Annotated in this window: 23 protein-coding genes and 1 tRNA gene; 21 read left to right on the forward strand and 3 right to left on the reverse strand. The window is 71.5% G+C overall.

Annotation, left to right across the window (positions count from 1 at the left end; translation table 11 throughout):
- Positions 1–47: 47 nt before the first annotated feature.
- Both AB0D45_RS21765 and AB0D45_RS21770 read right to left on the reverse strand, forming a co-directional pair.
- The gene (locus tag AB0D45_RS21765) at positions 48–443 is read right to left on the reverse strand and encodes a DUF6479 family protein (protein WP_362461528.1); all 396 of its coding nucleotides are present in this window, start codon (positions 441–443) and stop codon (positions 48–50) included.
- Between the two features lie 252 nt (positions 444–695).
- The gene (locus AB0D45_RS21770; RefSeq protein WP_361609563.1) at positions 696–1,676 is read right to left on the reverse strand and encodes an XdhC family protein; all 981 of its coding nucleotides are present in this window, start codon (positions 1,674–1,676) and stop codon (positions 696–698) included.
- Positions 1,677–1,903: 227 nt separating this feature from the next.
- Here AB0D45_RS21770 and AB0D45_RS21775 point away from each other — a divergent pair, with 227 nt between their 5' ends.
- Positions 1,904–3,121: an MFS transporter gene (locus AB0D45_RS21775; RefSeq protein ID WP_362461531.1), complete on the forward strand. Its 1,218-nt coding sequence runs from the start codon at positions 1,904–1,906 to the stop codon at positions 3,119–3,121.
- A gap of 625 nt (positions 3,122–3,746) precedes the next feature.
- On the opposite strand, the gene AB0D45_RS21780 is transcribed toward AB0D45_RS21775, so the two are convergent.
- A tRNA-Arg gene (locus tag AB0D45_RS21780) sits at positions 3,747–3,818 on the reverse strand.
- A gap of 106 nt (positions 3,819–3,924) precedes the next feature.
- Between AB0D45_RS21780 and AB0D45_RS21785 the strand changes: the two genes are divergently transcribed.
- The 20 genes from AB0D45_RS21785 (at position 3,925) to AB0D45_RS21880 (ending at position 24,657) form a co-directional block, all read left to right on the forward strand.
- Complete coding sequence (locus AB0D45_RS21785) at positions 3,925–4,392, forward strand: response regulator (RefSeq protein WP_362461534.1); 468 nt, start codon at positions 3,925–3,927, stop codon at positions 4,390–4,392.
- Between the two features lie 67 nt (positions 4,393–4,459).
- A complete protein-coding gene (nrtL, locus tag AB0D45_RS21790; RefSeq protein ID WP_362461537.1) occupies positions 4,460–5,392 on the forward strand; it encodes an ArgS-related anticodon-binding protein NrtL in 933 nt (310 codons plus the stop codon).
- Between the two features lie 25 nt (positions 5,393–5,417).
- Positions 5,418–6,809 (forward strand): diaminopimelate decarboxylase, encoded by a 1,392-nt coding sequence (gene lysA / locus AB0D45_RS21795; protein WP_362461540.1) that lies wholly within the window; start codon positions 5,418–5,420, stop codon positions 6,807–6,809.
- A 169-nt stretch (positions 6,810–6,978) separates the two neighbouring features.
- Positions 6,979–8,283, forward strand: coding sequence for a homoserine dehydrogenase (locus AB0D45_RS21800; RefSeq protein ID WP_361609553.1), 1,305 nt, complete (start codon positions 6,979–6,981; stop codon positions 8,281–8,283).
- Positions 8,284–8,289: 6 nt separating this feature from the next.
- On the forward strand, positions 8,290–9,360 hold the full coding sequence (gene thrC, locus AB0D45_RS21805; RefSeq protein WP_362461544.1) for a threonine synthase: 1,071 nt from the start codon (positions 8,290–8,292) through the stop codon (positions 9,358–9,360).
- Positions 9,361–9,738: 378 nt separating this feature from the next.
- A complete protein-coding gene (gene thrB, locus AB0D45_RS21810) occupies positions 9,739–10,677 on the forward strand; it encodes a homoserine kinase (protein ID WP_362461547.1) in 939 nt (312 codons plus the stop codon).
- Positions 10,678–11,090: 413 nt separating this feature from the next.
- Entirely contained in the window at positions 11,091–13,166 is a 2,076-nt protein-coding gene (rho, locus tag AB0D45_RS21815) for a transcription termination factor Rho (protein ID WP_362461550.1), read from the forward strand.
- A gap of 286 nt (positions 13,167–13,452) precedes the next feature.
- Positions 13,453–14,553, forward strand: coding sequence for an LCP family protein (locus AB0D45_RS21820; protein ID WP_361598879.1), 1,101 nt, complete (start codon positions 13,453–13,455; stop codon positions 14,551–14,553).
- Between the two features lie 182 nt (positions 14,554–14,735).
- The gene (rpmE, locus tag AB0D45_RS21825) at positions 14,736–14,954 is read left to right on the forward strand and encodes a 50S ribosomal protein L31 (protein ID WP_007266580.1); all 219 of its coding nucleotides are present in this window, start codon (positions 14,736–14,738) and stop codon (positions 14,952–14,954) included.
- Positions 14,955–15,072: 118 nt separating this feature from the next.
- Positions 15,073–16,152, forward strand: a complete 1,080-nt coding sequence (prfA, locus tag AB0D45_RS21830) for a peptide chain release factor 1 (protein ID WP_362461554.1) — start codon at positions 15,073–15,075, stop codon at positions 16,150–16,152.
- Between the two features lie 41 nt (positions 16,153–16,193).
- Positions 16,194–17,039 (forward strand): peptide chain release factor N(5)-glutamine methyltransferase, encoded by an 846-nt coding sequence (gene prmC / locus AB0D45_RS21835; protein WP_202199703.1) that lies wholly within the window; start codon positions 16,194–16,196, stop codon positions 17,037–17,039.
- A 52-nt stretch (positions 17,040–17,091) separates the two neighbouring features.
- Positions 17,092–17,739, forward strand: a complete 648-nt coding sequence (locus tag AB0D45_RS21840) for an L-threonylcarbamoyladenylate synthase (protein ID WP_361598887.1) — start codon at positions 17,092–17,094, stop codon at positions 17,737–17,739.
- Positions 17,736–18,371 carry a protein-tyrosine-phosphatase gene (locus AB0D45_RS21845; RefSeq protein WP_361598890.1) on the forward strand — a complete coding sequence of 212 codons (636 nt, stop codon included), beginning with the start codon at positions 17,736–17,738 and terminating at the stop codon, positions 18,369–18,371. Before AB0D45_RS21840 ends, AB0D45_RS21845 begins: the two co-directional genes overlap by 4 nt.
- 132 nt (positions 18,372–18,503) lie before the next feature.
- Positions 18,504–19,736 (forward strand): serine hydroxymethyltransferase, encoded by a 1,233-nt coding sequence (gene glyA / locus AB0D45_RS21850; RefSeq protein ID WP_361598893.1) that lies wholly within the window; start codon positions 18,504–18,506, stop codon positions 19,734–19,736.
- Between the two features lie 104 nt (positions 19,737–19,840).
- Positions 19,841–21,175 (forward strand): MraY family glycosyltransferase, encoded by a 1,335-nt coding sequence (locus tag AB0D45_RS21855; RefSeq protein ID WP_361598985.1) that lies wholly within the window; start codon positions 19,841–19,843, stop codon positions 21,173–21,175.
- A gap of 286 nt (positions 21,176–21,461) precedes the next feature.
- Positions 21,462–21,899, forward strand: a complete 438-nt coding sequence (locus AB0D45_RS21860) for a hypothetical protein (RefSeq protein ID WP_362461559.1) — start codon at positions 21,462–21,464, stop codon at positions 21,897–21,899.
- Positions 21,900–22,124: 225 nt separating this feature from the next.
- Positions 22,125–22,946, forward strand: a complete 822-nt coding sequence (gene atpB, locus AB0D45_RS21865) for a F0F1 ATP synthase subunit A (protein ID WP_362461562.1) — start codon at positions 22,125–22,127, stop codon at positions 22,944–22,946.
- Positions 22,947–23,024: 78 nt separating this feature from the next.
- On the forward strand, positions 23,025–23,261 hold the full coding sequence (locus AB0D45_RS21870; protein ID WP_008738174.1) for an ATP synthase subunit C: 237 nt from the start codon (positions 23,025–23,027) through the stop codon (positions 23,259–23,261).
- Positions 23,262–23,302: 41 nt separating this feature from the next.
- Positions 23,303–23,845, forward strand: a complete 543-nt coding sequence (locus tag AB0D45_RS21875) for a F0F1 ATP synthase subunit B (protein WP_362461565.1) — start codon at positions 23,303–23,305, stop codon at positions 23,843–23,845.
- On the forward strand, positions 23,842–24,657 hold the full coding sequence (locus AB0D45_RS21880) for a F0F1 ATP synthase subunit delta (protein WP_362461567.1): 816 nt from the start codon (positions 23,842–23,844) through the stop codon (positions 24,655–24,657). Before AB0D45_RS21875 ends, AB0D45_RS21880 begins: the two co-directional genes overlap by 4 nt.
- Positions 24,658–24,672: the final 15 nt, after the last annotated feature.

Consider the following 24,672-nt stretch of genomic DNA (forward strand, 5'->3'; position numbering starts at 1 on the left):
CTGCGCGGCGCGGGTCGGAGGCCGGCGTCCCGTCTCGCGGCGCCGGGTCAGGAATGCGCGCCGCGTCCCGCGTCGGGGGGAGCGCCGGGCTGCGGGTGCGGCCCCGGGCCCTCCGGGCGCTTGTAGCCCGATTCGCGCTCGGCCCGGACCTCCTCCGCATGGCTGGAGGTGGTGGAGCCGAAGTTCCCGTAGCCCTGCATCTCGTGCGGCCTGAGCCCGCCGTCGGGGAACTCCACCGGGTCCCGCTCCTCGCGGACCTCGTGGACCGCTCCACCGGCGGGCAGGTGCGGCTGGCTCTCGGGCTCGGGCGGCGGGGGCTCCTGCGCCCGCACCCGCTGGCCCAGCTTGAAGCCGGCGAGCACGAAGCCGGCGATGACGATGCCGACGAGGAAGAACCACGCGATGTCGGTCAGGATCGCGTCCACGCTCAGGATCATGTCCATAGGTCCCATTTTCCCGCTTTAGCTGCCTTTTCACGCCGCGCAGCGGAAAGAATCCGCACGAATCGCCGCCCTCCGCCCCCACCCCACAGCCCCCTCCACCCCGCGCACCCCGCGCACCACCCCTACGCCGAACGAATGAGCGCCCTGCTGCCGCCGCCTCCCCCGGCGGGAGCGGGCGGTGGGGCGCCCGCTCCGCTTCCCCGCCGGGGGCGGTGGGCCCCGGCGGGACCGGACCGTTGCCCGCCGGGTCCCTCAGCGCAGCGGACCGTCGGAGTCCCGCAGTCCCCGGGCGTCCCGGCCGCCGAGCACCCCGAGGATCTCCGCGCAGATGGCCAGCGCCGTCTCCGCCGGGGTCTTCGCGCCCAGGTCCAGCCCGATCGGCCCGTGCACCCGCGCCAGCCGGCTCTCTCCCACCCCGGCGGCCACCAGGCCCTCACGGCGCCGCGCCGTGGTCCGCCGCGAGCCGAGCGCGCCGACGTACGGGATCTCCAGGGACAGGGCGCTGCGCAGGGTCGGCACGTCGAAGTCCGGCTCGTGGCTCAGCATCACCAGGCAGGCGGCGTCCCTGTGCGCGGTCAGTTCCTTCTCGGCCTGCGCCGCGGTCTCCACCGTGACCGACTCCCAGCCGAGCAGCGCCGACTGCGCGCCGATCACCCCGGCCAGCTCCCCGGCCCCGCCGATCACCACGTACGGGGCCGACGGGTACGCCTCGACGAGCACCAGCCCGGAGCCCCCGTACAGGGCGTCCCGCCCGGGCCGGCGGGTCCCCAGCAGCTCCCCGGCCCGCCGCCGGGCGTCGTCGGACGGCTCGTCCCCGGCCCGTACGACCTCGCTGACGGCGCCGTCCGCGCCCTCGCTGAGCCGGGTCACGAGCGCCACTCCGGCGCCGGTGGCGAGCAGCTCCCACCACGCGGCCGGAACCGTCGCGAGGGGCTGGAGCAGCACCTCGGCCTGCCCGCCGCAGGTCAGCTTCGCGTCCACGGCCTCGCCGGCCCCGACCGACACCTCGCACACCCGCGCGGTCTCCCCGGCCCCCAGGGCGGCGGCCTCCGCGACCAGCTCGGCGTCGAACACCCCGCGGTACAGGGCCCCCACGCACTCCCCGCGGGCGTCCACGAGCACCGCCCCGGCCGGGTCCCGCGGCCCGAACCCCTGCTCGGTCACCGGCCGGGCCAGGTACGCCACCCGTCCCTCGGCCGCCCACTGCCGCGCCGTCTCCGCAAGCTCACGCATCCTCGTCGCCCCATCCTCTTGCGCTCCCTCGCCGCAAAGCGCCTGGTCAACGGCACGAAGCGGCCTCGGCAACCACCCTACGCACGCCCCCGACCCGCCACCCACCCCCCGAACCCACCAACCCCGGCCGGTCCCCCTCGTACGGACCACCGGAACCGCTCCACGAGTGGCCGGTCCGGCGGTGCCAAGGAGAATCGAGGGAACGGGGTGAAGGGAAACGACCGACCGTGCACACCCTGAAACGCACCTTCGACTCCCTCTCCGTGCGCAACTTCCGGCTGTTCTTCCTCGGCCAGCTCCTCTCGGTGACCTGCACCTGGATGATGGTGATCGCGCAGGACTGGCTGGTGCTGGAGCTGTCCGGGAACTCGGGCACGGCCCTGGGCGTCGTGACGGCCCTCCAGTTCACGCCGGTGCTCCTGCTCACCCTGTACGGGGGCAGGCTGGCCGACCGCCACAGCAAGCGCCGCATCCTGGTGCTCGCCAACCTGGCGTCGGGGGTCCTCGCCCTCGTACTGGGACTGTGGGTGCTCCTCGGCGAGGTCCGCCTGGGGCACATCTGGCTCTTCGCCTTCGCCCTCGGCGTGGTCAACTCCGTGGAGGCGCCCACCCGCATCGCCTTCGTGGGGGAGATGGTGGGCAGCGAGCTGCTGCCCAACGCGTCGGCGCTGAGCGGGGCGTACTTCAACGCGGCGCGGGTCGCGGGCCCCGCGGCCGCCGGCCTCCTCATCGCCCGCCTCGGCGTCGGGCCGGTGATCCTGATCAACGCGTGCAGCTACCTGGGCGCGGTGGCGGGCCTCGCGCTGATGCGGCCGGCGGAACTCCACGGCCCGCCCTCCCGTCCGGCGAACCCCCGCATCGCGGACGGCATCCGCTACGTCACCCGGCGCCCGGACCTGGTCCTGCCCCTGGCCCTGATCGGCGTACTGGGCCTGGCCGGCTTCAACTTCCAGCTGACGCTGCCCCTCCTGGCGAAGACCGAGTTCCACACCGGCTCCGCCGCCTTCGGAGTGCTGAGCAGCTCCCTGGCGGCGGGCTCCCTGCTGGCGGCGTTCGCCACCTCGTCCCGCCGCGCCCGTCCCACGACCGCCGTCGTCACGGGCTCCGCCCTTGCCTTCGGCGCCACGGAAACCCTCACGGGCCTGGCCCCGACCCTGCCGACGGCCTGCCTGCTCCTGACCCTGACGGGCTTCGCGATGATGTACTTCGCCCAGGCGGCCAACCACCGCATCCAGCTCGGCTCGGACCCCGCCTACCGGGGCCGGGTGATGGCCCTCTACATGCTGATCTTCCAGGGCACGACCCCCCTGGGCGCCCTCCTGACGGGCTGGCTGGCCGAACACTGGGGCCCCCGCTGGTCCCTCACCACAGGCGGCCTCATCTCCCTCACGGCCACAGCCCTCACCCTGACGACAACCCCCCGCACCAGGACCCCCCACCCCTGACCCCGGGAACTTCTCCGGCCTCTGCGTTCTCGGCGTGCTCCTGTGGGTCATGTACGGGTTGCAGCAGCCCGCCATGGGCAGAGCCGAAGGGCGGACGTGCTGCTGGGAGGAGAACGCCACCCCCGAATGGACCGCGGGCGTGCTGGGTCTGCGGGTACCGGAACCGGCCACCGACCGGCGGGCCGGGCTCCACTCGAACGCGCAGTACGACGCCGTGCTGCTGGCCTTCACCGTGACGACGCCGGAGGCGGACCGCTTCCTGCGGCCGCTTCGGCGTGAGGGCACTCAGATGGTTGCGAACCGGCACCCCGAAGCCCCGGGCCACACCCGCAGCGACGGCTTCACCCACCTCGGCCTTCCCGTACGTCTGGGCCGGCAGCGACGCGCCCATCGACAAGCCCCCGGCCTGACCGGCCGCGGTCGCCCGGCTGCCCCGCTGGACGTCCGATCAGTCCCAGTCGGACGGCGGCTGCTTGACCCTGCCGCCTGTGTGCCGAACGGCAGGGCGGACACGCAAGCTGCCGAACAGGCTCGCCGCCGCCGCACGGCAGTTGGCTGCGCATACGCGAAGACCCCGTCTCAGCTGAGGCGCTGATGGCGGGGTCTTTGGGCACTTCCTGCGAAGTGCCCCCGGCAGGATTCGAACCTGCGCACACGGCTCCGGAGGCCGTTGCTCTATCCCCTGAGCTACGGGGGCGTGTCGTTCGCGTTGCGGCGACGGGTTGAACACTACCAGCTCCCGCGGGGTGATCAGGAACGGATTTGGGCGGGAGGGGGAGGTCGGTCGCCCGGAGGGGGTGGAAGTGGCAAAAACCCGGACGCGGGGGCTTAGGGCGACCTACTCTCGAGTTGTGCCAGGCGCCTCGGGCCGGGTGCTTGTTGTCGACGACAACAAGGTCATCCGGCAGCTGATCAAGGTCAATCTCGAGCTGGAGGGCTTCGAGGTCGTGACCGCGAGCGATGGTGCCGAGTGTCTGGACGTCGTGCACCGCGTGTCTCCCGATGCCATCACCCTTGATGTGGTCATGCCCCGGCTGGACGGGTTCGGGGCTGCCGCGCGGTTGCGGGCCGATCCGCGGACGCGGCACGTGCCCGTCGCCATCGTCAGCGCCTGCACGCAGCACGAGGTCGAGACGGCGATCGCCGCCGGCGTGGACGCGTTCGTCGCCAAGCCGTTCGAGCCCACCGAGCTGGTCCGCGTCGTACGCCGCCTCGTCGAGTGCAAGGGCGCCCCCGCAGGACGGGCCGGGAGGGCCGGGAGGGGGGCCTGAGCGCCTCCCTGTTCACATGGCGAAACCCGATGCATGGGGAAGGGGCTTCTCCCCTAGGCTGGGTTCCGTGATCCCCGCCGACCTCTCTCACGCCGTCGTACGTGCCGTGCGCCGCGCCGTCGAGGACGGGGAGCTGGCCGGGGACGTGCCCGAGCGGGTGGTGGTCGAGCGGACCCGCCCCGGGGGAGCGGGGGAGTACGCCAGCCCCGTCGCCCTCCAGGTGGCGAAGAGCGCCCGGCGGGAGCCCCGTGAGGTCGCCCGGGTGCTCGCGGGCCGGCTGCTCGCCGACGAGTCCGGGATCGAGAGCGTGGAGATCACCGGCCCCGGGTTCCTGAACTTCACCCTCGCTCCCGTCTCCGCCGCCGCGCTCGTACGCCAGATCCGGGCGCGGGGCGACAGGTACGGGTACGCACCCGGCGCCGACCTCCGCGGGAGCGTCGTCCGGCCGGCCGTGCGCAGGATCGAGGAGAGCCAGGGGATCGCGGGTGCACCCGCGCCGCGCGTCGCGCCCGTCGCCCGCCGCGACGGCGACGTCGTCGCGGCGTACGGGGCGGACGCCGCCGCCTGGGCCATGCTCTGCGTACCCGCCCGCGAGACCCCCTCCTTCACGCCCGGCCTGCTCGTCCAGGACGAGTCCAGCGAGTTCTTCCGGGTGCGGTACGCCCACGCCCGCGCCCGGGCCCTGAGGACCAACGCCGCCGGGCTCGGGTTCCGGGCCGAGCCCGGGGACGCCGCGGACGGGCGCGCCCTGCTGCGCGTGCTCGCCGAGTACCCCCTCGTCCTGGAGGCCGCCGCGCACCACCAGGCGCCCGAGCGGCTCACCCGGCACCTCGTCGCCGTCGCCGACGCGCTCCTCGACTTCCAGCACCTGGTCCTGCCCCAGGGAGACGAGAAACCCTCGGCCGCCCACCGCGCCCGGCTGGCCCTCGCCGAAGCCGCCGGAACGGTGCTGGCAGGCGGCCTGGCCCTGCTCGGCATGGACGCCCCCGACTTCCTGTGACTGAGACCCCCGAAGAGAGATTCCGATGAGCCGTTCCGCGCACCCCGCCGGGCCCCGCCACGCCGACGTCCTGCCCGAGGGCCACTACGCCCCGCCGCCCGCCGACCTGAACGCGCTCGACGAGAAGGTGTGGTCCCGGACCGTCACGCGCGACGACGACGGTGTGGTGTGCGTCGGCGGCATCGAAGTGACGCGGCTCGCCGAGGAGTTCGGGACCCCCGCCTACTTCCTCGACGAAGCGGACTTCCGGGCCCGCTGCCGCGCCTGGGCGCACGCCTTCGGCAAGGACGCCGACGTGTTCTACGCGGGGAAGGCGTTCCTCTCCAAGGCCGTCGTGAAGTGGCTGAAGGAAGAAGGGCTGAATCTCGACGTCTGCTCCGGCGGGGAGCTGGCGACCGCCCTCGCCGCCGGGATGCCCCCCGCGCGGATCGCCTTCCACGGCAACAACAAGTCCGAGGCCGAGATCCGCCGCGCCGTCCAGGCGGGTGTGGGCCGCATCGTGCTCGACTCCTACCAGGAGATCGCCCGCGTCGCGCACATCGCCCGTGAGCTGGGCGTGCGCCAGCCCGTGCAGATCCGCGTGACGGTGGGCGTCGAGGCGCACACCCACGAGTTCATCGCCACGGCGCACGAGGACCAGAAGTTCGGGATCGCGGTCGCCGACGGCTCCGCCGCCGAGGCCGTGCGGCGGGCGCTCGGGCACGACAGCCTGGAGCTGCTCGGCGTCCACTCCCACATCGGCTCCCAGATCTTCGACATGGCCGGCTTCGAGGTGTCCGCCAAGCGGGTGGTCCGGCTGCTGGCCGCCGTGCGCGACGAGCACGGCGTCGAGCTCCCCGAGATCGACCTCGGCGGCGGGCTCGGCATCGCCTACACCTCGTCCGACGACCCGCGCGAGCCCCACGAGATCGCCAAGGCGCTCACCGAGATCGTGGCGCGGGAGTGCGAGAGCGCGGGCCTGCGCCCGCCGCGGATCTCCGTCGAGCCCGGCCGGGCCATCGTCGGCCCGACGGCCTTCACCCTCTACGAGGTCGGCACCATCAAGCCGCTGGAGGGGCTGCGGACGTACGTCTCCGTCGACGGCGGCATGTCCGACAACATCCGGACGGCCCTGTACGACGCCGAGTACTCCGTCACGCTGGTCTCCCGCGTCTCCGACGCCGAGCCGATGCTCGTCCGCGTCGTCGGCAAGCACTGCGAGAGCGGTGACATCGTCGTGAAGGACGCCTTCCTGCCCGCCGACCTGGCGCCGGGCGACCTCCTCGCCGTGCCGGCCACGGGCGCGTACTGCCGCTCCATGGCCAGCAACTACAACCACGCCCTGCGCCCGCCCGTCGTCGCCGTGCGCGACGGGCAGGCACGGGTGATCGTCCGGCGCGAGACGGAAGAAGATCTCCTGTCCCTCGACCTCGGATGATCCCCATGTTTCTGGGGAAGGCCCCCGGGCCCCCAAAATAGACGTCTCAGTGCACGTCTCACTCAATGGACCGAGGATGGAAACTTCTGTCCATTGAGTGAGACTGGGTCATACCTGACGCGCAAACCGCGCGCCGGGGAGCGAAGAAAGATCGAAAGGCGTAGGTCGAATGATGCGTACGCGTCCGCTGAAGGTGGCGCTGCTGGGCTGTGGAGTGGTCGGCTCAGAGGTGGCGCGCATCATGACGACGCACGCCGACGATCTGGCAGCCAGGATCGGCGCGCCCGTCGAACTCGCCGGCGTGGCCGTGCGCCGTCCCTCCAAGGTGCGCGAGGGCATCGACCCCTCGCTGGTCACCACGGACGCGACCGCCCTCCTCAAACGGGGCGACATCGACGTGGCCATCGAGGTCATCGGCGGGATCGAGCCCGCCCGCACCCTGATCACCACCGCCTTCGAGCACGGCATCTCCGTCGTCTCCGCCAACAAGGCGCTGGTCGCGCAGGACGGCGCCGCCCTGCACGCCGCGGCGGAGCAGCACGGGCTGGACCTGTACTACGAGGCCGCCGTCGCCGGCGCCATCCCGCTGGTCCGCCCGATGCGCGAGTCCCTCGCGGGCGACAAGATCAACCGGGTGATGGGCATCGTCAACGGCACCACGAACTTCATCCTCGACAAGATGGACTCGACCGGCGCCGGCTACCAGGAGGCGCTCGACGAGGCCACCGCCCTCGGGTACGCGGAAGCCGACCCCACCGCCGACGTCGAGGGCTACGACGCCGCCGCCAAGGCCGCGATCCTGGCCGGCATCGCCTTCCACACCCGGGTCCGCTTCGACGACGTCTACCGCGAGGGCATGACCGAGGTCAGCGCCGCGGACTTCGCCTCCGCCAAGCGCATGGGCTGCACCATCAAGCTCCTGGCGATCCTGGAGCGCGCGGCGGACGGCGAGTCCGTCACCGCCCGCGTGCACCCGGCGATGATCCCGCTCAGCCACCCGCTCGCCTCCGTACGCGAGGCGTACAACGCCGTCTTCGTGGAAGCCGAGGCCGCCGGGCGGCTGATGTTCTACGGGCCCGGCGCGGGCGGCTCTCCGACCGCCTCCGCGGTCCTCGGCGACCTCGTCGCCGTCTGCCGCAACAAGCTCGCCGAGGCAACGGGGCCCGGCGAGTCGGCGTACACCCAGCTGCCGGTCAGCCCCATGGGGGACGTCGTCACGCGCTACCACATCAGCCTCGATGTGGCGGACAAGCCGGGTGTCCTCGCCCAGGTGGCGACGACCTTCGCGGAGCACGGGGTCTCCATCGACACCGTCCGCCAGCAAGGACACCAGGACGGGGCCGGCAATGGGGCCTCCCTCGTCGTCGTCACCCACCGCGCACCCGACGCCGCCCTCTCCGGGACCGTCGAGGCGCTGCGGAAGCTGGACACCGTCCGCGGTGTGGCCAGCATCATGCGTGTTGAAGGGGAGTAAGGACCCATGAGCAGCAATCGCACCCACCAGTGGCGCGGCATCATCGAGGAGTACCGCGACCGGCTTCCGGTGACGGACACCACGCCGGTCGTCACGCTCCGCGAGGGCGGCACTCCCCTCGTCCCCGCCCAGGTGCTCTCCGAGCGCACCGGCTGCGAGGTGCACCTGAAGGTCGAGGGCGCGAACCCCACCGGCTCCTTCAAGGACCGGGGCATGACCATGGCCATCACCAAGGCCAAGGAGGAGGGCGCCAAGGCCGTCATCTGCGCCTCCACCGGCAACACCTCGGCCTCCGCCGCCGCCTACGCGGTGCGCGCCGGCATGGTGTCCGCCGTCCTCGTGCCGCGGGGCAAGATCGCGCTCGGCAAGATGGGCCAGGCCCTCGTGCACGGCGCCAAGATCCTCCAGGTCGACGGCAACTTCGACGACTGCCTGGACCTGGCCCGCGCGCTGTCCGACAACTACCCGGTGGCCCTGGTCAATTCGGTCAACCCGGTACGCATCGAGGGCCAGAAGACGGCCGCGTTCGAGATCGTCGATGCGCTCGGCGACGCCCCCGACATCCACGTGCTGCCCGTCGGCAACGCCGGCAACATCACCGCGTACTGGAAGGGCTTCAAGGAGTACAAGGCCGACGGCCTGGCCTCCCGTACGCCGCGGGTGTGGGGTTTCCAGGCTTCCGGCGCCGCGCCGATCGTGCGCGGCGAGGTCGTCAAGGAGCCGCACACCATCGCCACCGCGATCCGCATCGGCAACCCGGCCTCCTGGGACTACGCGCTCGCCGCGCGCGACGAGTCGGGCGGCCTGATCGACGAGGTGACGGACCGCCAGATCCTGGCCGCCTACCGCCTGTTGGCGGCGCAGGAGGGCGTGTTCGTCGAGCCCGCCTCGGCCGCGTCGGTCGCCGGTCTGCTGAAGGCCGCGGACGCCGGCCTGGTCGACCCGGGCCAGACGATCGTGTGCACCGTCACGGGCAACGGCCTCAAGGACCCGGACTGGGCCGTCGCCGGCGCTCCGCAGCCGGTCACCGTCCCGGTGGACGCCGAGGCCGCGGCCGTCCGCCTCGGCCTGGTCTGACCCCAGGGCCCCAGGGCCCCAGGGCCTCAGGGGCCTCTGGGCCACGCAGCCCCAGGGCCTCAGGACCCCCGGGCCCCGGCCCGGGGCCCCCGCCCCGTTGCCGGATTCCGCAGGTATCCGGAATCCGGCAACCGGGCCGTACGGCACCGGAAGGCCCGCGATCCGGGCGACGGACGCGACACGCGTCGTGCGCCTCCTGTGCGCCCTATGTCGCGGGAGAACCTTCCTTCGATACGCTGTACTTACATCCGCCACCGCGCATATGACCGCGGTGCTGCCCCAAGGGCCTTCGGGTGTCGTACGTTCTCCAGTACATTCGCAGCGAAGATCCCGCACAGCAGCCGGATCCCGCACAGTCACAAGGAGTGTCATCGACCGATGGCAGGTCCAGCGTTCCGCGCCGCCGCCGTACGGGTGCGCGTCCCCGCCAGCAGCGCCAACCTCGGCCCCGGCTTCGACGCCCTCGGCCTGGCCCTGGGGCTCTACGACGACGTCGTCGTCCGCGTAGCCGACTCCGGCCTGGACATCGACATCGCGGGCGAGGGCGCCGACACCCTGCCGCGGGACGAGAGCCACCTCCTCGTACGCTCCATGCGCACCGCCTTCGACCTGCTGGGCGGGCAGCCGCGCGGCCTCGAGGTCGTCTGCGCCAACCGCATCCCGCACGGCCGGGGCCTCGGCTCCTCCTCCGCCGCGATCTGCGCGGGCATCGTCGCCGCCCGCGCCGTGACCATAGGCGGTGAGGCCAAGCTCGACGACTCGGCGCTGCTGGAGCTCGCCACCGAGATCGAGGGCCACCCCGACAACGTCGCCGCCTGCCTGCTCGGCGGCTTCACCCTGGCCTGGATGGAGGGGGGCAGCGCCAAGGCGATCCGGATGGACCCGGCGGATTCCATCGTTCCGGTGGTCTTCGTCCCCTCGAAGCCGGTCCTGACCGAGACCGCCCGGGGGCTGCTGCCGCGCACCGTCCCGCACGTGGACGCGGCCGTGAACGCGGGCCGCGCTGGCCTGCTCGTGGAGGCCCTGACCAGGCGTCCCGAGTTCCTGCTGCCCGCCACCGAGGACCGGCTGCACCAGGAGTACCGGGCCCCGGCGATGCCGGAGAGCGTGGCACTCGTCAACCGACTGCGGGCGGACGGCTTCCCCGCGGTCATCTCCGGCGCGGGCCCCACGGTCCTCGCGCTGGTCGACAACGGCGCGGCCGACAAGGTCGCGCAGCTCGCGGGCGAGGGATGGGCGGCCAACCGGCTCGCCCTCGACGCCGCGGGCGCGAGCGTCCTTCCGCTGGGCGCCCAGGGCGGTCAGCCCGTGTCCTAGCGACACGGCCCCTCCGGGACGGGCGGCCGGGCAGGCCGTCCGCCCCGGGCGGGGCGATTGCCGGTGATTGAGAGGGGGAATGTCTGTTGGATCCGGTAGTGTTAATCTCAAGTGCGCATCCGAAGCCGCCATGGCTCGGTGCTCAGTGTCCCCATTCGGGACCACATTTCTTCCGGGAGCCTCCCCGACTGCTTTGATCACTGGCAGCAGTTTCGGGCACGCTCCGGAATCGGCGTGACATTCCCACGCTTCCAGCTCGGGGGCTTCTCGCCGGAACCATGCACGTTTCTCTCCGCCGTATCTCTACCGGCGGACCACCGCCCCGGCACGGTCCACACCTAGGGCCGTTGTCGGACAGCACAACCGGTCGCCGAGCCAGACAGGCCGACGTCCGCTCCAGGGAAGGACCCTTCGTGAGCGACACCACCGATCTGATGGGCGCTGCCGACACCAACGTCGACACCAGTGCCCCCGCCGCGGGCGCCGCCCCCAAGCGCCGCCGCTCCGGTACCGGCCTCGAGGGCATGGTCCTGGCCGAGCTGCAGCAGGTCGCGTCGGGCCTCGGAATCAGGGGCACCGCGCGGATGCGCAAGAGCCAGCTGATCGAGGTCATCAAGGAGGCGCAGGGCGGCAGCGCCCCCAAGGCCGCCGCCGCGGCCCCCGCCGCCGACGCCGCCGAGGCCAAGCCGAAGCGCCGCGCCACCAGCAAGGCCCGCACGGGTGAGGCCGCCGCCGCGGCGCCCGCGGAGAAGCCCGCCGTGCAGGCGCAGATCGAGATCCCGGGCCAGCCGGCCAGCGATGACGCCCCGATCGGCGAGCGCCGCCGCCGCCGGGCCACCGCCCCCACCGGCAGCCCCGAGTCCTCGGCCACCGCCGCCGTGCAGGTCGAGCAGAAGACCGAGACCGCCCCGGCCGCGCAGCCCGAGGCCAAGGCCGAGGCCGCCACCGCCGTCTCCGCACAGCCCCAGGGCCAGGTGCAGGAGGCCGAGGGCCGTACCCGCCGCGACCGCCGTGACCGCGGCGAGCGCGGCGAGCGCGGTGACCGTCAGCAGGGCCGTCGCGACCGCGGCGCCAAGGCCGATGAGCAGGGCCAGCAGCAGGGCGGCCAGGGCGGCCAGGGTCAGCAGCAGGGCGGCGGCCGCCAGGACCGCGCCGACCGCCAGGACCGCGCCGACCGCCAGCAGCAGGGCGGCCGTGGCCAGGGCCGTCAGGATCGTCAGGACAACGGCCCGCAGGACGACTTCGACGGCGAGGACGGCCGTCGCGGCCGTCGCGGCCGCTACCGCGACCGCCGCGGCCGTCGCGGCCGTGACGAGTTCGCGCCGAACGAGCCGCAGGTCGCCGACGACGACGTGCTGATCCCCGTCGCGGGCATCCTCGACATCCTCGACAACTACGCGTTCATCCGGACCTCCGGCTACCTGCCCGGCCCGAACGACGTGTACGTCTCCCTCGCCCAGGTCCGCAAGGCCGGCCTGCGCAAGGGCGACCACACCACCGGTGCGGTCCGCCAGCCCAAGGACGGCGAGCGCCGCGAGAAGTTCAACGCGCTCGTGCGCCTGGACTCCGTCAACGGCATGGCGCCCGAATCCGGCCGCGGCCGCCCGGAGTTCCAGAAGCTGACCCCGCTCTACCCGCAGGACCGGCTCCGTCTGGAGACCGACCCGGGCGTGCTGACCACCCGCATCATCGACCTCGTGTCGCCGATCGGAAAGGGTCAGCGAGGCCTGATCGTGGCCCCGCCGAAGACCGGCAAGACCATGATCATGCAGGCGATCGCCAACGCGATCACCACCAACAACCCCGAGTGCCACCTGATGGTCGTCCTGGTCGACGAGCGTCCGGAAGAGGTCACCGACATGCAGCGGTCGGTCAAGGGCGAGGTCATCTCCTCGACCTTCGACCGCCCGGCCGAGGACCACACCACCGTCGCCGAGCTGGCCATCGAGCGCGCCAAGCGCCTCGTCGAGCTGGGTCACGACGTGGTCGTCCTGCTGGACTCCATTACCCGTCTGGGACGCGCGTACAACCTCGCCGCCCCCGCCTCCGGCCGCATCCTGTCCGGTGGTGTCGACTCGACCGCGCTGTACCCGCCGAAGCGCTTCTTCGGTGCCGCGCGCAACATCGAGGACGGCGGATCGCTGACCATCCTGGCCACCGCGCTGGTCGACACCGGCTCGCGCATGGACGAGGTGATCTTCGAGGAGTTCAAGGGCACCGGCAACATGGAGCTCAAGCTCGACCGCAAGCTCGCCGACAAGCGCATCTTCCCGGCCGTCGACGTCGACCCGTCGGGCACCCGCAAGGAGGAGATCCTCCTCAACAGCGAGGAGCTCGCCATCGTCTGGAAGCTGCGCCGGGTGCTGCACGCGCTCGACTCGCAGCAGGCGATCGAGCTGCTGCTCGACAAGATGAAGCAGACGAAGTCGAACGCCGAGTTCCTGATGCAGATCGCCAAGACGACCCCGGCCGGCAAGAACGACGACTGACCGGGTCGCCTGACGCAGCCGCCCCCGCCGCATCCGCGGCGGGGGCGGCTTCGTTGTGCGGCCGTGTGGTGCGACCTTCGCCACACTCCCGCCACCCGCACCCCTCCCTACGCGGCTCCGGTTCCGGCTCTCGAACCCCAGGCCCACCAGGGGTCGCACCGCTTCCACGCCACCCGGGCCGGTCCACCCCCGGCGTACGAGCGGCACCGGGGGGCGTGGAACCCTGGAACGCGCTCGTCCGTCTGAGTGAGGGAAGACGGGCAACGGAGCCAGGACTGAGGAGAGCATGAGCGAGGACAGCAGGGGCCGCGGCCGACGTGCCGCGGGCAGGCGCCGACGGAAACCCCGCCAGCGCCGCAAGGCCCTCACCCTTGCCGCGTGGACCGCCGCCGGCGTGGTCCTGCTGGGCGGAGGCGGCCTCGGCTGGTTCTACTTCAAGCTCAACGGCAACCTGCACAGCGTCGACATCGACCAGGCCCTCGGCAAGGACCGCCCGGCCGACGTCGACAACGGCTCCATGGACATCCTCGTCCTCGGCTCCGACTCCCGCGACGGCGCCAACAGCGAGTACGGCCAGGACGACGGCGGCTCGGCCCGCTCCGACACCGCGATGATCGTGCACCTCTACGAGGGCCACCAGAAGGCTGCCATCGTCTCGATCCCGCGCGACGCGATGGTCCCGCGGCCCGCCTGCGCCACCGGCAAGGGCAAGACCGACCCCGGCCGGCGGAAGGCGCAGTTCAACGAGGCCTTCACGGTCGGCGGCCCCGCCTGCGCGGTCAAGACCGTGGAGCAGCTGGCGGGGATCCGCATGGACCACTACATCGAGGTCGACTTCACCGGCTTCAAGAAGATCGTCGACAACCTCGGCGGGGTCCAGCTCACGACCACCAAGCCGATCAAGGACGACGGCAGCCACCTGGACCTGCCGGCCGGCCCGCACAAGCTGAACGGCGAGCAGTCCCTGGGCCTCGTCCGCACCCGCAAGAGCGTCGGCGACGGCGGCGACCTGGGCCGGATCCAGCTCCAGCAGGCCTTCATCAAGGCGCTGATCAAGCAGGTCAAGGGGATCGGGGTGTTCGACAACCCGAAGAAGCTGTTCGGCCTCGCCGACTCGGCCACCAAGGCGATCACCACCGACAAGGCGCTCGGCGACGTGAAGTCCCTGATGGGCTTCGCCCAGGGCCTCCAGGGGATCAGCGCCGAGAACATGCACATGATCACCCTGCCCGTGGGGCCGGACCCGGAGGACAAGGACCGGGTGGTCCCGCTGGCCAACGGGTCGAAGCTGGTCTGGGACTCCCTGCTGGCCGACCGGCCGATCCCGGCCGAGGCCACCGAGAAGTCGGCCGGTGACAAGAGCAGCGCGGGCTCCATCGTCCAGTGACCCGGCCGCCCGGGCCGGGCGGGACCCCGCAGGAATAGACGGGCGCCCCCCTCCGTTGAGGGGAGCGTTCCCGGAATTTTGACAGGCGGCCCGGTCCTGGCAGACTGGTCTGTCGGCCCCGGTTCACGCAGTGCGCAATTCGGCCCCTGCGACCCGGCGCCCTCCCGAAACTAGGAGACACCTTGAAGCGCGATGTTCACCCCGAGTACGTCGAGACCCAGGTCAGCTGCACCTGTGGCGCGTCGTTCACCACCCGCAGCACCCTGACCGAGGGCACCATCCGTGCCGAGGTCTGCTCCGAGTGCCACCCGTTCTACACGGGCAAGCAGAAGATCCTCGACACCGGTGGCCGCGTGGCCCGCTTCGAGGCCCGCTTCGGCAAGGGTGCGGCCAAGAAGTAGCGCGACCCAGGCGCCGGTCACCGGCCGCCCCCTGACCACGCGGGGGCGGCCGGACCGGCGCCTTTGTCGTCGTGTCGCCAGCCCAGCCCATTTTTGACTTTCACCACAGGAGCACCCGATGTTCGAAGCGGTCGAGGATCTGGTCGGCGAACACGCCGACCTCGAGAAGAAGCTCGCCGACCCTTCGGTCCACTCCGATCAGGCCAACGCCCGCAAGCTGAACAAGCGCTACGCGGAGCTGACCCCGATCGTCGCGACCTTCCGTGCGTGGAAGCAGTCGGCCGAGGACATCGAGACGGCCAAGGAGCTGGCGGCCGACGACCCCGACTTCGCCGCCGAGGTCAAGGAGATGAGCGCCCAGCGCGAAGAGCTCACCGAGAAGCTCCGCCTGCTGCTCGTCCCGCGCGACCCCAGCGACGACAAGGACGTGCTCCTGGAGATCAAGGCGGGCGCCGGCGGCGACGAGTCCGCCCTGTTCGCCGGTGACCTGCTGCGCATGTACCTGCGCTACGCCGAGCGCGTGGGCTGGAAGACCGAGATCATCGACTCCACCGAGTCCGAGCTCGGCGGCTACAAGGACGTCCAGGTCTCCGTCCGCACCAAGGGCGGCAACGGCGCCACCGAGCCCGGCCAGGGCGTGTGGGCCCGCCTGAAGTACGAGGGCGGCGTGCACCGCGTCCAGCGCGTGCCGGCCACCGAGTCCCAGGGCCGCATCCACACCTCCGCCGCCGGCGTGCTCGTGACCCCGGAGGCCGAGGAGGTCGAGGTCGAGATCAACATGAACGACCTCCGCATCGACGTGTACCGCTCCTCGGGCCCCGGCGGCCAGTCCGTCAACACCACCGACTCGGCCGTGCGCATCACGCACCTGCCGACCGGTGTGGTCGCCTCCTGCCAGAACGAGAAGAGCCAGCTCCAGAACAAGGAGCAGGCCATGCGCATCCTGCGCTCGCGCCTGCTGGCCGCCGCCCAGGAAGCCGCCGAGCAGGAGGCCTCCGACGTGCGCCGCAGCCAGGTGCGCTCCGTGGACCGCTCCGAGAAGATCCGTACGTACAACTACCCGGAAAACCGGATCTCGGACCACCGGACCGGTTTCAAGGCGTACAACTTGGACCAGGTGCTCGACGGCGAGCTCGACGCGGTCATCCAGGCCTGCGTCGACACCGACTCCGCGGCGAAGCTCGCGGCCGCGCACTGACCTTCGCATTCCCCCGTACGACAGCAGCCCGGAGGACCAGCGTGAACTTGCTGCTTGCCGAGGTGGCCCAGGCCACCCAGCGGCTGGCCGCCGCCGGCGTGCCCTCACCGCGTTTCGACGCGGAGGAGCTCGCGGCCTTCGTGCACGGCGTCAAGCGGGGGGAACTGCACCACGTCAAGGACGCGGACTTCGACGCCCGCTACTGGGAGGCCGTCGCCCGCCGCGAGGCGCGCGAGCCGCTCCAGCACATCACCGGCCGGGCCTTCTTCCGGTACCTGGAGCTCCAGGTCGGCCCCGGGGTGTTCGTGCCCCGGCCCGAGACCGAGTCGGTCGTGGACTGGGCCATACACGCCGTCCGGGCCATGGACGTGGTCGAGCCGCTGATCGTGGACCTGTGCACCGGGTCCGGCGCCATCGCCCTGGCCATGGCGCAGGAGGTGCCGCGCTCGCGCGTGCACGCCGTGGAGCTGTCCGAGGACGCGCTGCGGTGGACCCGTAAGAACGCCGAGGGCTCCCGGGTCACCGTCCACCAGGGCGACGCGCTCAGCGCGCTGCCCGAGCTGGACGGACAGGTCGACCTGGTCATCTCCAACCCGCCCTACATCCCGCTCACCGAGTGGGAGTACGTGGCCCCCGAGGCCCGCGACCACGACCCCGAGATGGCGCTGTTCTCCGGGGAGGACGGCCTCGACACCATCCGCGGCATCGAGCGCACCGCCCACCGGCTGCTGCGGCCCGGCGGCATCGTCGTCATCGAGCACGCCGACACCCAGGGCGGCCAGGTGCCGTGGATCTTCGCCGACGAGCGGGGCTGGGCCGACGCGGCCGACCACCCCGACCTGAACAACCGTCCGCGCTTCGCGACCGCCCGCAAGGCCATGCCGTGAGCCGCGCGAGCGCCCCGACCGCCACCACCCCGCTGCACGAGGAGATCCGCTGATGGCCCGGCGATACGACTGCAACGACGCGACGGACCGTAAGACGGGTCTGCGCGAAGCGGCATCCGCCGTGCGCCGCGGAGAGCTCGTCGTGCTGCCCACCGACACCCTGTACGGGATCGGCGCGGACGCCTTCAGCCCGGAGGCCGTGGGCGACCTGCTCGCCGCCAAGGGGCGCGGCCGCAACATGCCCACGCCCGTCCTCATCGGCTCCCCGAACACGCTGCACGGCCTGGTCACGGACTTCTCGGAGCAGGCGTGGGAGCTCGTCGACGCCTTCTGGCCGGGCGGCCTCACGCTCGTCGCCAAGCACCAGCCGTCGCTGGCGTGGGACCTGGGGGAGACCCGGGGGACGGTCGCCGTACGGATGCCCCTGCACCCGGTCGCGATCGAGCTGCTGACCGAGGTCGGCCCGATGGCCGTCTCCTCCGCGAACCTGTCGGGGCACCCGGCGCCGGCGGACTGCGACGCGGCGCGGGAGATGCTGGGCGACTCCGTCTCCGTGTACCTGGACGGCGGTCCGACGCCGAGCACCGAGCCGTCGTCGATCGTCGACGTCACCGGGAAGGTTCCCGTCCTGCTGCGCGCGGGGGCCCTGACCGCCGAACAGCTGCGGGAGGTCGTACCCGACCTCGAGGTGGCTCCGTGAGCCCTGAGGGGCGTGGCATAGCGAGTCAGTCGTTCCGCATACTCCACGTCAGCACCGGCAATGTGTGCCGCTCGCCCATCACCGAGCGGCTGACGCGGCACGCGCTGTCCGACCGCCTGGGCGCCCTGGGCCTCCCGGCCGCGGAACTGATCGTGGAGAGCGCCGGCACCTGGGGCCACGAGGGCGCCCCGATGGAGGCCAACGCGGCAGCCGTCCTCGCCGACTTCGGGGCCGACGCGTCCGGGTTCACCGGGCGGGAGCTGCTGGACGAGCACGTCATACGCGCGGACCTGGTGCTCACCGCCACGCGGGACCACCGGGCGCAGGTCATCTCCATGGGCCACTCGGCGGGGCTGCGCACCTTCACGCTGAAGGAGTTCACCCGGCTCGTACGGGCCATAGACCCGGCCACGCTGCCGCCGCTGGACGACGGCATGGCGGAGCGGGCGCGGGCGCTGGTACGGGCCGCGGCGGCGCTGCGGGGATGGCTGCTGGCGCCGTCCGCCGACGCCGACGAGGTGTACGACCCGTACGGGGCGCCGATCACCTTCTTCCGGTCGGTCGGCGACGAGATCAACCAGGCGCTCGACCCGGTGGTCACGGCCCTGACGGGCGTCACCGCCCCCCGCTGACCCCTCTTCGACGCCCCCGCGCACCGCGCGGTGCGGGCGCGCTGCCCGGTTCCGGGGCCGGGTACCGGGCGTGTCGGGCGCCCGCGGCCTACAGTGGCTGTACCGGTACACCCACTGCGCGGGAGTCGTGCCATGACTGTCACCACCGAGCGGGCGGCGGAGCTGCTGCGGCAGCAGGACCCGCGGATGGCCGACATCCTCGAAGGGGAGCGGCAGCGGCAGGCGGCCACCTTGCAGATGAGCGCCGCCGAGAACTTCAGCTCGCCCGCCGTGCGCGCGGCCCTGGGCTCCGTGCTCTCCAACAAGTACGCCGAGGGGTACCCCGGCGCCCGCTACCACGGCGGGTGCGAGTACGCGGACCTCGCCGAGCGGACCGCCGTGGAGCGGGCCAAGGCGCTCTTCGGCGTCGAGCACGCCAACGTGCAGCCCCATTCCGGTTCCTCCGCCGTCCTGGCCGCCTACGCGGCCCTGCTGCGGCCCGGGGACACCGTCCTGGCTATGGGACTGACGCACGGCGGACACCTCACCCACGGCTCACCGGCCAACTTCTCCGGCCGCTGGTTCGACTTCGTCGGCTACGGGGTCGACGCCGAGAGCGGGCTCGTCGACTACGAGCAGGTGCAGCAGCTCGCCCGTACGCACCGCCCCAAGGCCATCGTGTGCGGGTCGATCTCCTACCCGCGCCACCTGGAGTACTCGGCGTTCCGCGAGATCGCCGACGAGGTCGGAGCCTGCCTCATCGCGGACGCCGCGCATCCGATCGGCCTCGTCGCGGGCGGGGCGGCGCCCAGCCCGGTGCCCTACGCGGACGTGGTCTGCGCGACCACGCACAAGGTGCTGCGCGGCCCGCGCGGCGGCATGCTGCTGTGCGGCGCCGAGTTCGCGGAGCGGGTCGACCGGGCGGTGTTCCCCTTCACCCAGGGCGGCGCCCAGATGCACACCATCGCCGCGAAGGCGGTGGCCTTCGGGGAGGCGGCCGGCCCGGACTTCGCCCGGTACGCCCACCGGGTCGTCGCCAACGCCCGCGCCCTGGCCGCCGCCCTGGAACAGCGCGGGTTCGCCGTGACGACCGGCGGCACCGACACCCACCTCATCAGCGCCGACCCCGCCCCGCTGGGCGTCGACGGCCCGACGGCGCGCGGCCGGCTCGCCGCCGCGGGCATCGTCCTCGACACCTGCGCGCTGCCGTACGGGGACCAGCGCGGGATCCGCCTGGGCACCGCGGCGGTGACCACGCAGGGGATGGGGGAGCGGGAGATGGCCGTGATCGCGGACCTGTTCGCCGCCGCGCTGCGCGGGGAGGCGGCGGGTACGCGTACGGACGTGGCCGACCTGACCAGTGGATTTCCCCCGTACGGGGCCTAACCGGGACGAGCATGGCGTAGTGCAACCGGAACGGGGCCTCCGTGCGTCCTCGTCCACGGTGACATCGCGGCTAATGTGTGGGGCTGAGATGGCCGGCGATACATCTGGGGCAGCCCGTGCGTGAATATCTGCTGACGCTTTGCGTCACGGTCGCGGTGACCTACCTGCTGACCGGGCCCGTGCGGAAGTTCGCGATCGCGGCCGGCGCGATGCCGGAGATCCGTGCGCGCGACGTGCACCGCGAGCCGACTCCGCGGCTCGGCGGCATCGCGATGTTCGGCGGCATGTGCGCGGGGCTGCTGATCGCCGACCACCTGCAGAACCTCAACGGCGTCTTCGAGCGGTCGAACGAGCCGCGCGCCCTGCTGTCGGGGGCGGCCCTGATCTGGCTGGTCGGCGTCCTCGACGACAAGTTCGAGCTCGACGCACTGATCAAGCTGGGCGCCCAGATGATCGCCGCGGGCGTGATGGTGATGCAGGGCCTGACCATCCTGTGGATTCCGGTTCCCGGCATCGGGACGGTGGCGCTCACCCAGTGGCAGGGCACGCTGCTCACCGTCGCACTCGTGGTGATCACCATCAACGCGGTGAACTTCGTCGACGGCCTCGACGGCCTGGCGGCGGGCATGGTCTGCATCGCCACCGGCGCGTTCTTCCTCTACGCCTACCGGATCTGGTTCGGCTACGGCATCGAGCCGGCGGCCCCGGCCACCCTCTTCGCGGCGATCCTGATGGGCATGTGCCTGGGCTTCCTGCCGCACAACATGCACCCCGCCCGGATCTTCATGGGGGATTCCGGCTCCATGCTGATCGGCCTGGTGCTCGCCGCGTCGGCCATCTCGATCACGGGTCAGGTCGACCCCGACACGATGGCCCTTTTCGTCGGCGGCGAGCGCAACGCGACCCACGCGATGCTGCCGGTCTTCATTCCGCTGCTGCTGCCGCTGACCATCATCGCCATTCCCATGGCCGACCTGGTCCTGGCGATCGTGCGGCGCACCTGGAACGGCCAGTCGCCCTTCGCCGCGGACCGCGGCCACCTGCACCACCGGCTCCTGGAACTCGGGCATTCCCACAGTCGCGCCGTACTCATCATGTATTTCTGGTCAGGCCTGATCGCATTCGGCACGGTGGCCTATTCGGTGCATTCGGCCTCGATGTGGATCGTGCTCGCCATCGCCGCGCTGAGCGCGCTGGGCCTCGTCCTGCTCCTCGTACCCCGCTTCACCCCGCGGGCGCCGCGCTGGGCCGAGGGACTGGTCCCGCCGCGCTACCGGCACGCCGAGCGGGCGGCCGAGGCGGCCGTGCGGGAGGACGCCGGTACGGAGCCGGAGCCGGCGCGGCCCGTGGCCGCCGGGGTGTCCGGCGTCAACGGCGCGACCGCGGTAGGCCCCCGTTCGCGCCTCCCCGACCGGCGTAAGGCCGGATCGTCCCGCTGACGGCCCGAGCGCAATTCCGACATCAGCGCCCTTTACCAGACAATGAGAGGGCTTGTCCTGCACACACGGGCGCGTTAGCCCTCATGTGTGACAGTCAGCACACCGGACAGGTAAAGCTCTCATCAAATAGTTTGTGATACCGTTCACTAAACCCGGCGACAGAGCCGAAGGACCGTAGTGCGACGGTCCATTGGCCCGAGGCTCTCTCTCGGACCGGGCTTACGCTCGTCCCCGTACGAGTTCCCGTACGAGTCCGTGCCCCCACCACCACGCGGAGCAAACCGCCATGCGGTCAGATGACGTCCGATCCCTGCTGCAAACCGCCGTACCCACCGCTGTTGCCGGCGCCATCGCGGCCGTCGTCAGCGGTCTGGTCGTCGGTGGCAAGGGTGCCGTCGGATCCGTCGTCGCCACCGCGGTCGTGATCCTGTTCATGGGCCTCGGATTCATCGCCCTGCAGCGCACGGCGAAATCCCTGCCGCATCTGTTCCAGGCCATGGGCCTCATGCTCTACGCCGCGCAGATCCTGCTGCTCTTCGTCTTTCTCGCCGTGTTCAAGAACACGACGCTGTTCCACCCCCGGGCGTTCGCCATCACGCTCGTCGTCGCCACCCTGGTGTGGATCGGCGCACAGACGCGTGCTCACATGAAGGCGAAGATCCTCTACGTCGAGCCGGACTCGACCAAGGGTCGAAAGCCCGAAAACCCGGGGCCGAAGTCGTGAGGGGTAGGGCCGGGATAAGTGTGCGTTCGAGATGCTGCTATCGTCCGGTTCAAACTGCGGCACTGCGGGCGCGGGCATCTGAGCTGACGCCTGTTCCATCGCGAGGCTCGATGCCTGACTGCCGCCCCCACATCCGTTACACCAGTCCAGTGCCGAACCGCGGCTTCGCGCCGCGCCGACACAACGAGGTTGCCGTACCTATGCGCCACGCTGAAGGAGCCCGCGGTGAGTGCTGACCCGACGCAGGTCCTCGCCTTCGAGACCGACTGTCACATCTTCAGCGGATGTGGCTTCCCCGGCCCGGGCCTGCACTCGTTCCTCTTCGAGCCGCTGTGGGGCGAAGCCGGCAGCAATGCCTACTTCAACAAGCCGATGCTGCTGGCCCTCCTGGGCTCGATCATCATCGTGGCCTTCTTCTGGGCCGCCTTCGGCAAGGCGAAGATCGTCCCCGGCAAGCTCCAGATGGTGGGCGAGGCCGGCTACGACTTCGTGCGCCGCGGCATCGTCTACGAGACGCTGGGCAAGAAGGAGGGCGAGAAGTACGTCCCCTTCATGGTCTCGCTGTTCTTCTTCGTCTGGATCCTGAACGTCTGGTCGATCGTTCCGCTGGCGCAGTTCCCGGTGACCTCGATCATCGCGTACCCGGCAGTCCTCGCGGTGATCGTGTACTTCATCTGGATGTCGGTGACGTTCAAGCGCCACGGCTTCGTCGGCGGTCTGAAGAACCTGACCGGCTACGACAAGTCGCTCGGCGGGGTCCTTCCGCTGGTCATGGTCATCGAGTTCTTCTCGAACGTCCTGGTGCGCCCGTTCACCCACGCGGTCCGACTCTTCGCGAACATGTTCGCCGGTCACACCCTGCTGCTGCTCTTCACGATCGCCAGCTGGTACCTGCTGAACGGCATCGGCATCGCCTACGCCGGTGTGTCGTTCGTGATGGTGATCGTGATGACCGCCTTCGAGCTCTTCATCCAGGCCGTCCAGGCGTACGTCTTCGTCCTCCTGGCCTGCAGCTTCATCCAGGGCGCGCTCGCCGAGCACCACTGAGCCAGGCCCACCCCCAAGCCCCCTTGTCGTCCGGTGGCCAACCCCCACCGGATCCGTGAAAGAGAAGGAAGAACTGGCATGTCCCAGATCCTCGCCGCCACCGAAGGCGTCACCGGTTCGCTCAGCTCCGTCGGTTACGGTCTCGCGGCCATCGGTCCCGGCGTCGGCGTCGGCATCATCTTCGGTAACGGCACCCAGGCCCTCGCCCGCCAGCCCGAGGCCGCCGGTCTGATCCGCGCCAACCAGATCCTCGGCTTCGCCTTCTGTGAGGCGCTCGCCCTCATCGGTCTGGTCATGCCGTTCGTCTACAGCTGACGAACAGCTCCCACTAGTCCGATTAGACGAAAGGCACTGATGTGAACCTCATGGTTCTGGCGGCCGAGGAGATGGAAAACCCTCTCGTTCCGCCGATCCCCGAGCTCGTCATCGGTCTGATCGCCTTCGTCATCGTCTTCGGTTTCCTCGCGAAGAAGCTCCTCCCGAACATCAACAAGGTTCTGGACGAGCGTCGCGAGCAGATCGAGGGCGGTATCGAGAAGGCTGAGGCCGCTCAGACCGAGGCTCAGAGCGTGCTGGAGCAGTACAAGGCCCAGCTCGCCGAGGCCCGGCACGAGGCCGCGCGCCTGCGCCAGGACGCGCTGGAGCAGGGCACTGCGCTCAAGGAAGAACTGCGCGCAGAGGGCCAGCGGCAGCGTGAGGAGATCATCGCTGCCGGTCACGCCCAGATCGCGGCAGACCGCAAGGCCGCCGCTCAGGCGCTGCGTCAGGACGTGGGCAAGCTCGCCACCGACCTGGCCGGCAAGCTCGTCGGCGAGTCCCTCGAGGACGTCGCCCGTCAGAGCCGCACGATCGACCGCTTCCTCAGCGAGCTTGAGGAGAAGGCCGAGGCGGCCCGATGAACGGAGCGAGCCGCGAGGCGCTGGCCTCCGCGCGCGAGCGTCTCGACGCGCTGACGGACAACACGTCCGTCGACGCGGCGAAGCTCGCCGGTGAGCTGGCAGCCGTCACCGCGCTGCTCGACCGTGAGGTCTCGCTGCGTCGGGTCATCACGGACCCGGCGCAGTCCGGCGAGGCCAAGGCCGAGCTGGTCGGCCGGCTGCTGTCCGGCCAGGTGGGCGGGGAGACCCTCGACCTGGTGTCCGGCATGGTGCGCTCCCGCTGGTCGCAGTCCCGCGACCTGGTGGACGCGCTGGAGGTGCTGGCGGCCACCGCCGACCTCACGGCGGCCCAGCAGGGTGACGCGCTCGACAACGTCGAGGACGAGGTGTTCCGCTTCGGCCGGATCGTCGCCTCGAGCACCGGGCTGCGTTCCGCGCTGACCGACCGGGCCGCCACCGCCACCGCCAAGAGCGAGCTGCTGCGCAGCCTGCTCGGCGGCAAGGTGAACGCCGTCACCGAGCGCCTGGTGATCCGTCTCGTCACGCACCCGCGTGGACGTAGCCTGGAGGCGGGACTCGAGTCCCTCTCCAAGCTCGCCGCCGAGCGCCGTGACCGCATGGTCGCCACCGTGACCAGCGCGGTCCCGCTCAGCGACGTGCAGAAGCAGCGTCTCGGCGCGGTGCTGGCCAAGCTGTACGGCCGCCAGATGCACCTGAACCTCGACGTGGACCCCGCGGTCCTCGGCGGGATCTCGGTGCGGGTCGGCGACGAGGTCATCGACGGCACCATCGCGGACCGCCTCGCCGAGGCGTCGCGCCGCATGGCCGGCTGACCAGCCGCCACCAAC

This window comes from Streptomyces sp. NPDC048352 (genome assembly GCF_040651895.1).
Taxonomy (GTDB): domain Bacteria; phylum Actinomycetota; class Actinomycetes; order Streptomycetales; family Streptomycetaceae; genus Streptomyces.

Excerpts from the sequence above, each read along its gene's own strand:
- AB0D45_RS21765 (WP_362461528.1), bottom strand. The coding sequence starts at position 443 with ATGGACATGATCCTGAGCGTGGACGCGATCCTGACCGACATCGCGTGG.
- AB0D45_RS21770 (WP_361609563.1), bottom strand. The coding sequence starts at position 1,676 with ATGCGTGAGCTTGCGGAGACGGCGCGGCAGTGGGCGGCCGAGGGACGG.
- lysA (WP_362461540.1), top strand. The coding sequence starts at position 5,418 with ATGAGCCGTTCCGCGCACCCCGCCGGGCCCCGCCACGCCGACGTCCTG.
- AB0D45_RS21800 (WP_361609553.1), top strand. The coding sequence starts at position 6,979 with ATGATGCGTACGCGTCCGCTGAAGGTGGCGCTGCTGGGCTGTGGAGTG.
- thrC (WP_362461544.1), top strand. The coding sequence starts at position 8,290 with ATGAGCAGCAATCGCACCCACCAGTGGCGCGGCATCATCGAGGAGTAC.
- thrB (WP_362461547.1), top strand. The coding sequence starts at position 9,739 with ATGGCAGGTCCAGCGTTCCGCGCCGCCGCCGTACGGGTGCGCGTCCCC.
- AB0D45_RS21820 (WP_361598879.1), top strand. The coding sequence starts at position 13,453 with ATGAGCGAGGACAGCAGGGGCCGCGGCCGACGTGCCGCGGGCAGGCGC.
- prfA (WP_362461554.1), top strand. The coding sequence starts at position 15,073 with ATGTTCGAAGCGGTCGAGGATCTGGTCGGCGAACACGCCGACCTCGAG.
- AB0D45_RS21840 (WP_361598887.1), top strand. The coding sequence starts at position 17,092 with ATGGCCCGGCGATACGACTGCAACGACGCGACGGACCGTAAGACGGGT.
- glyA (WP_361598893.1), top strand. The coding sequence starts at position 18,504 with ATGACTGTCACCACCGAGCGGGCGGCGGAGCTGCTGCGGCAGCAGGAC.
- AB0D45_RS21860 (WP_362461559.1), top strand. The coding sequence starts at position 21,462 with ATGCGGTCAGATGACGTCCGATCCCTGCTGCAAACCGCCGTACCCACC.
- AB0D45_RS21870 (WP_008738174.1), top strand. The coding sequence starts at position 23,025 with ATGTCCCAGATCCTCGCCGCCACCGAAGGCGTCACCGGTTCGCTCAGC.
- AB0D45_RS21880 (WP_362461567.1), top strand. The coding sequence starts at position 23,842 with ATGAACGGAGCGAGCCGCGAGGCGCTGGCCTCCGCGCGCGAGCGTCTC.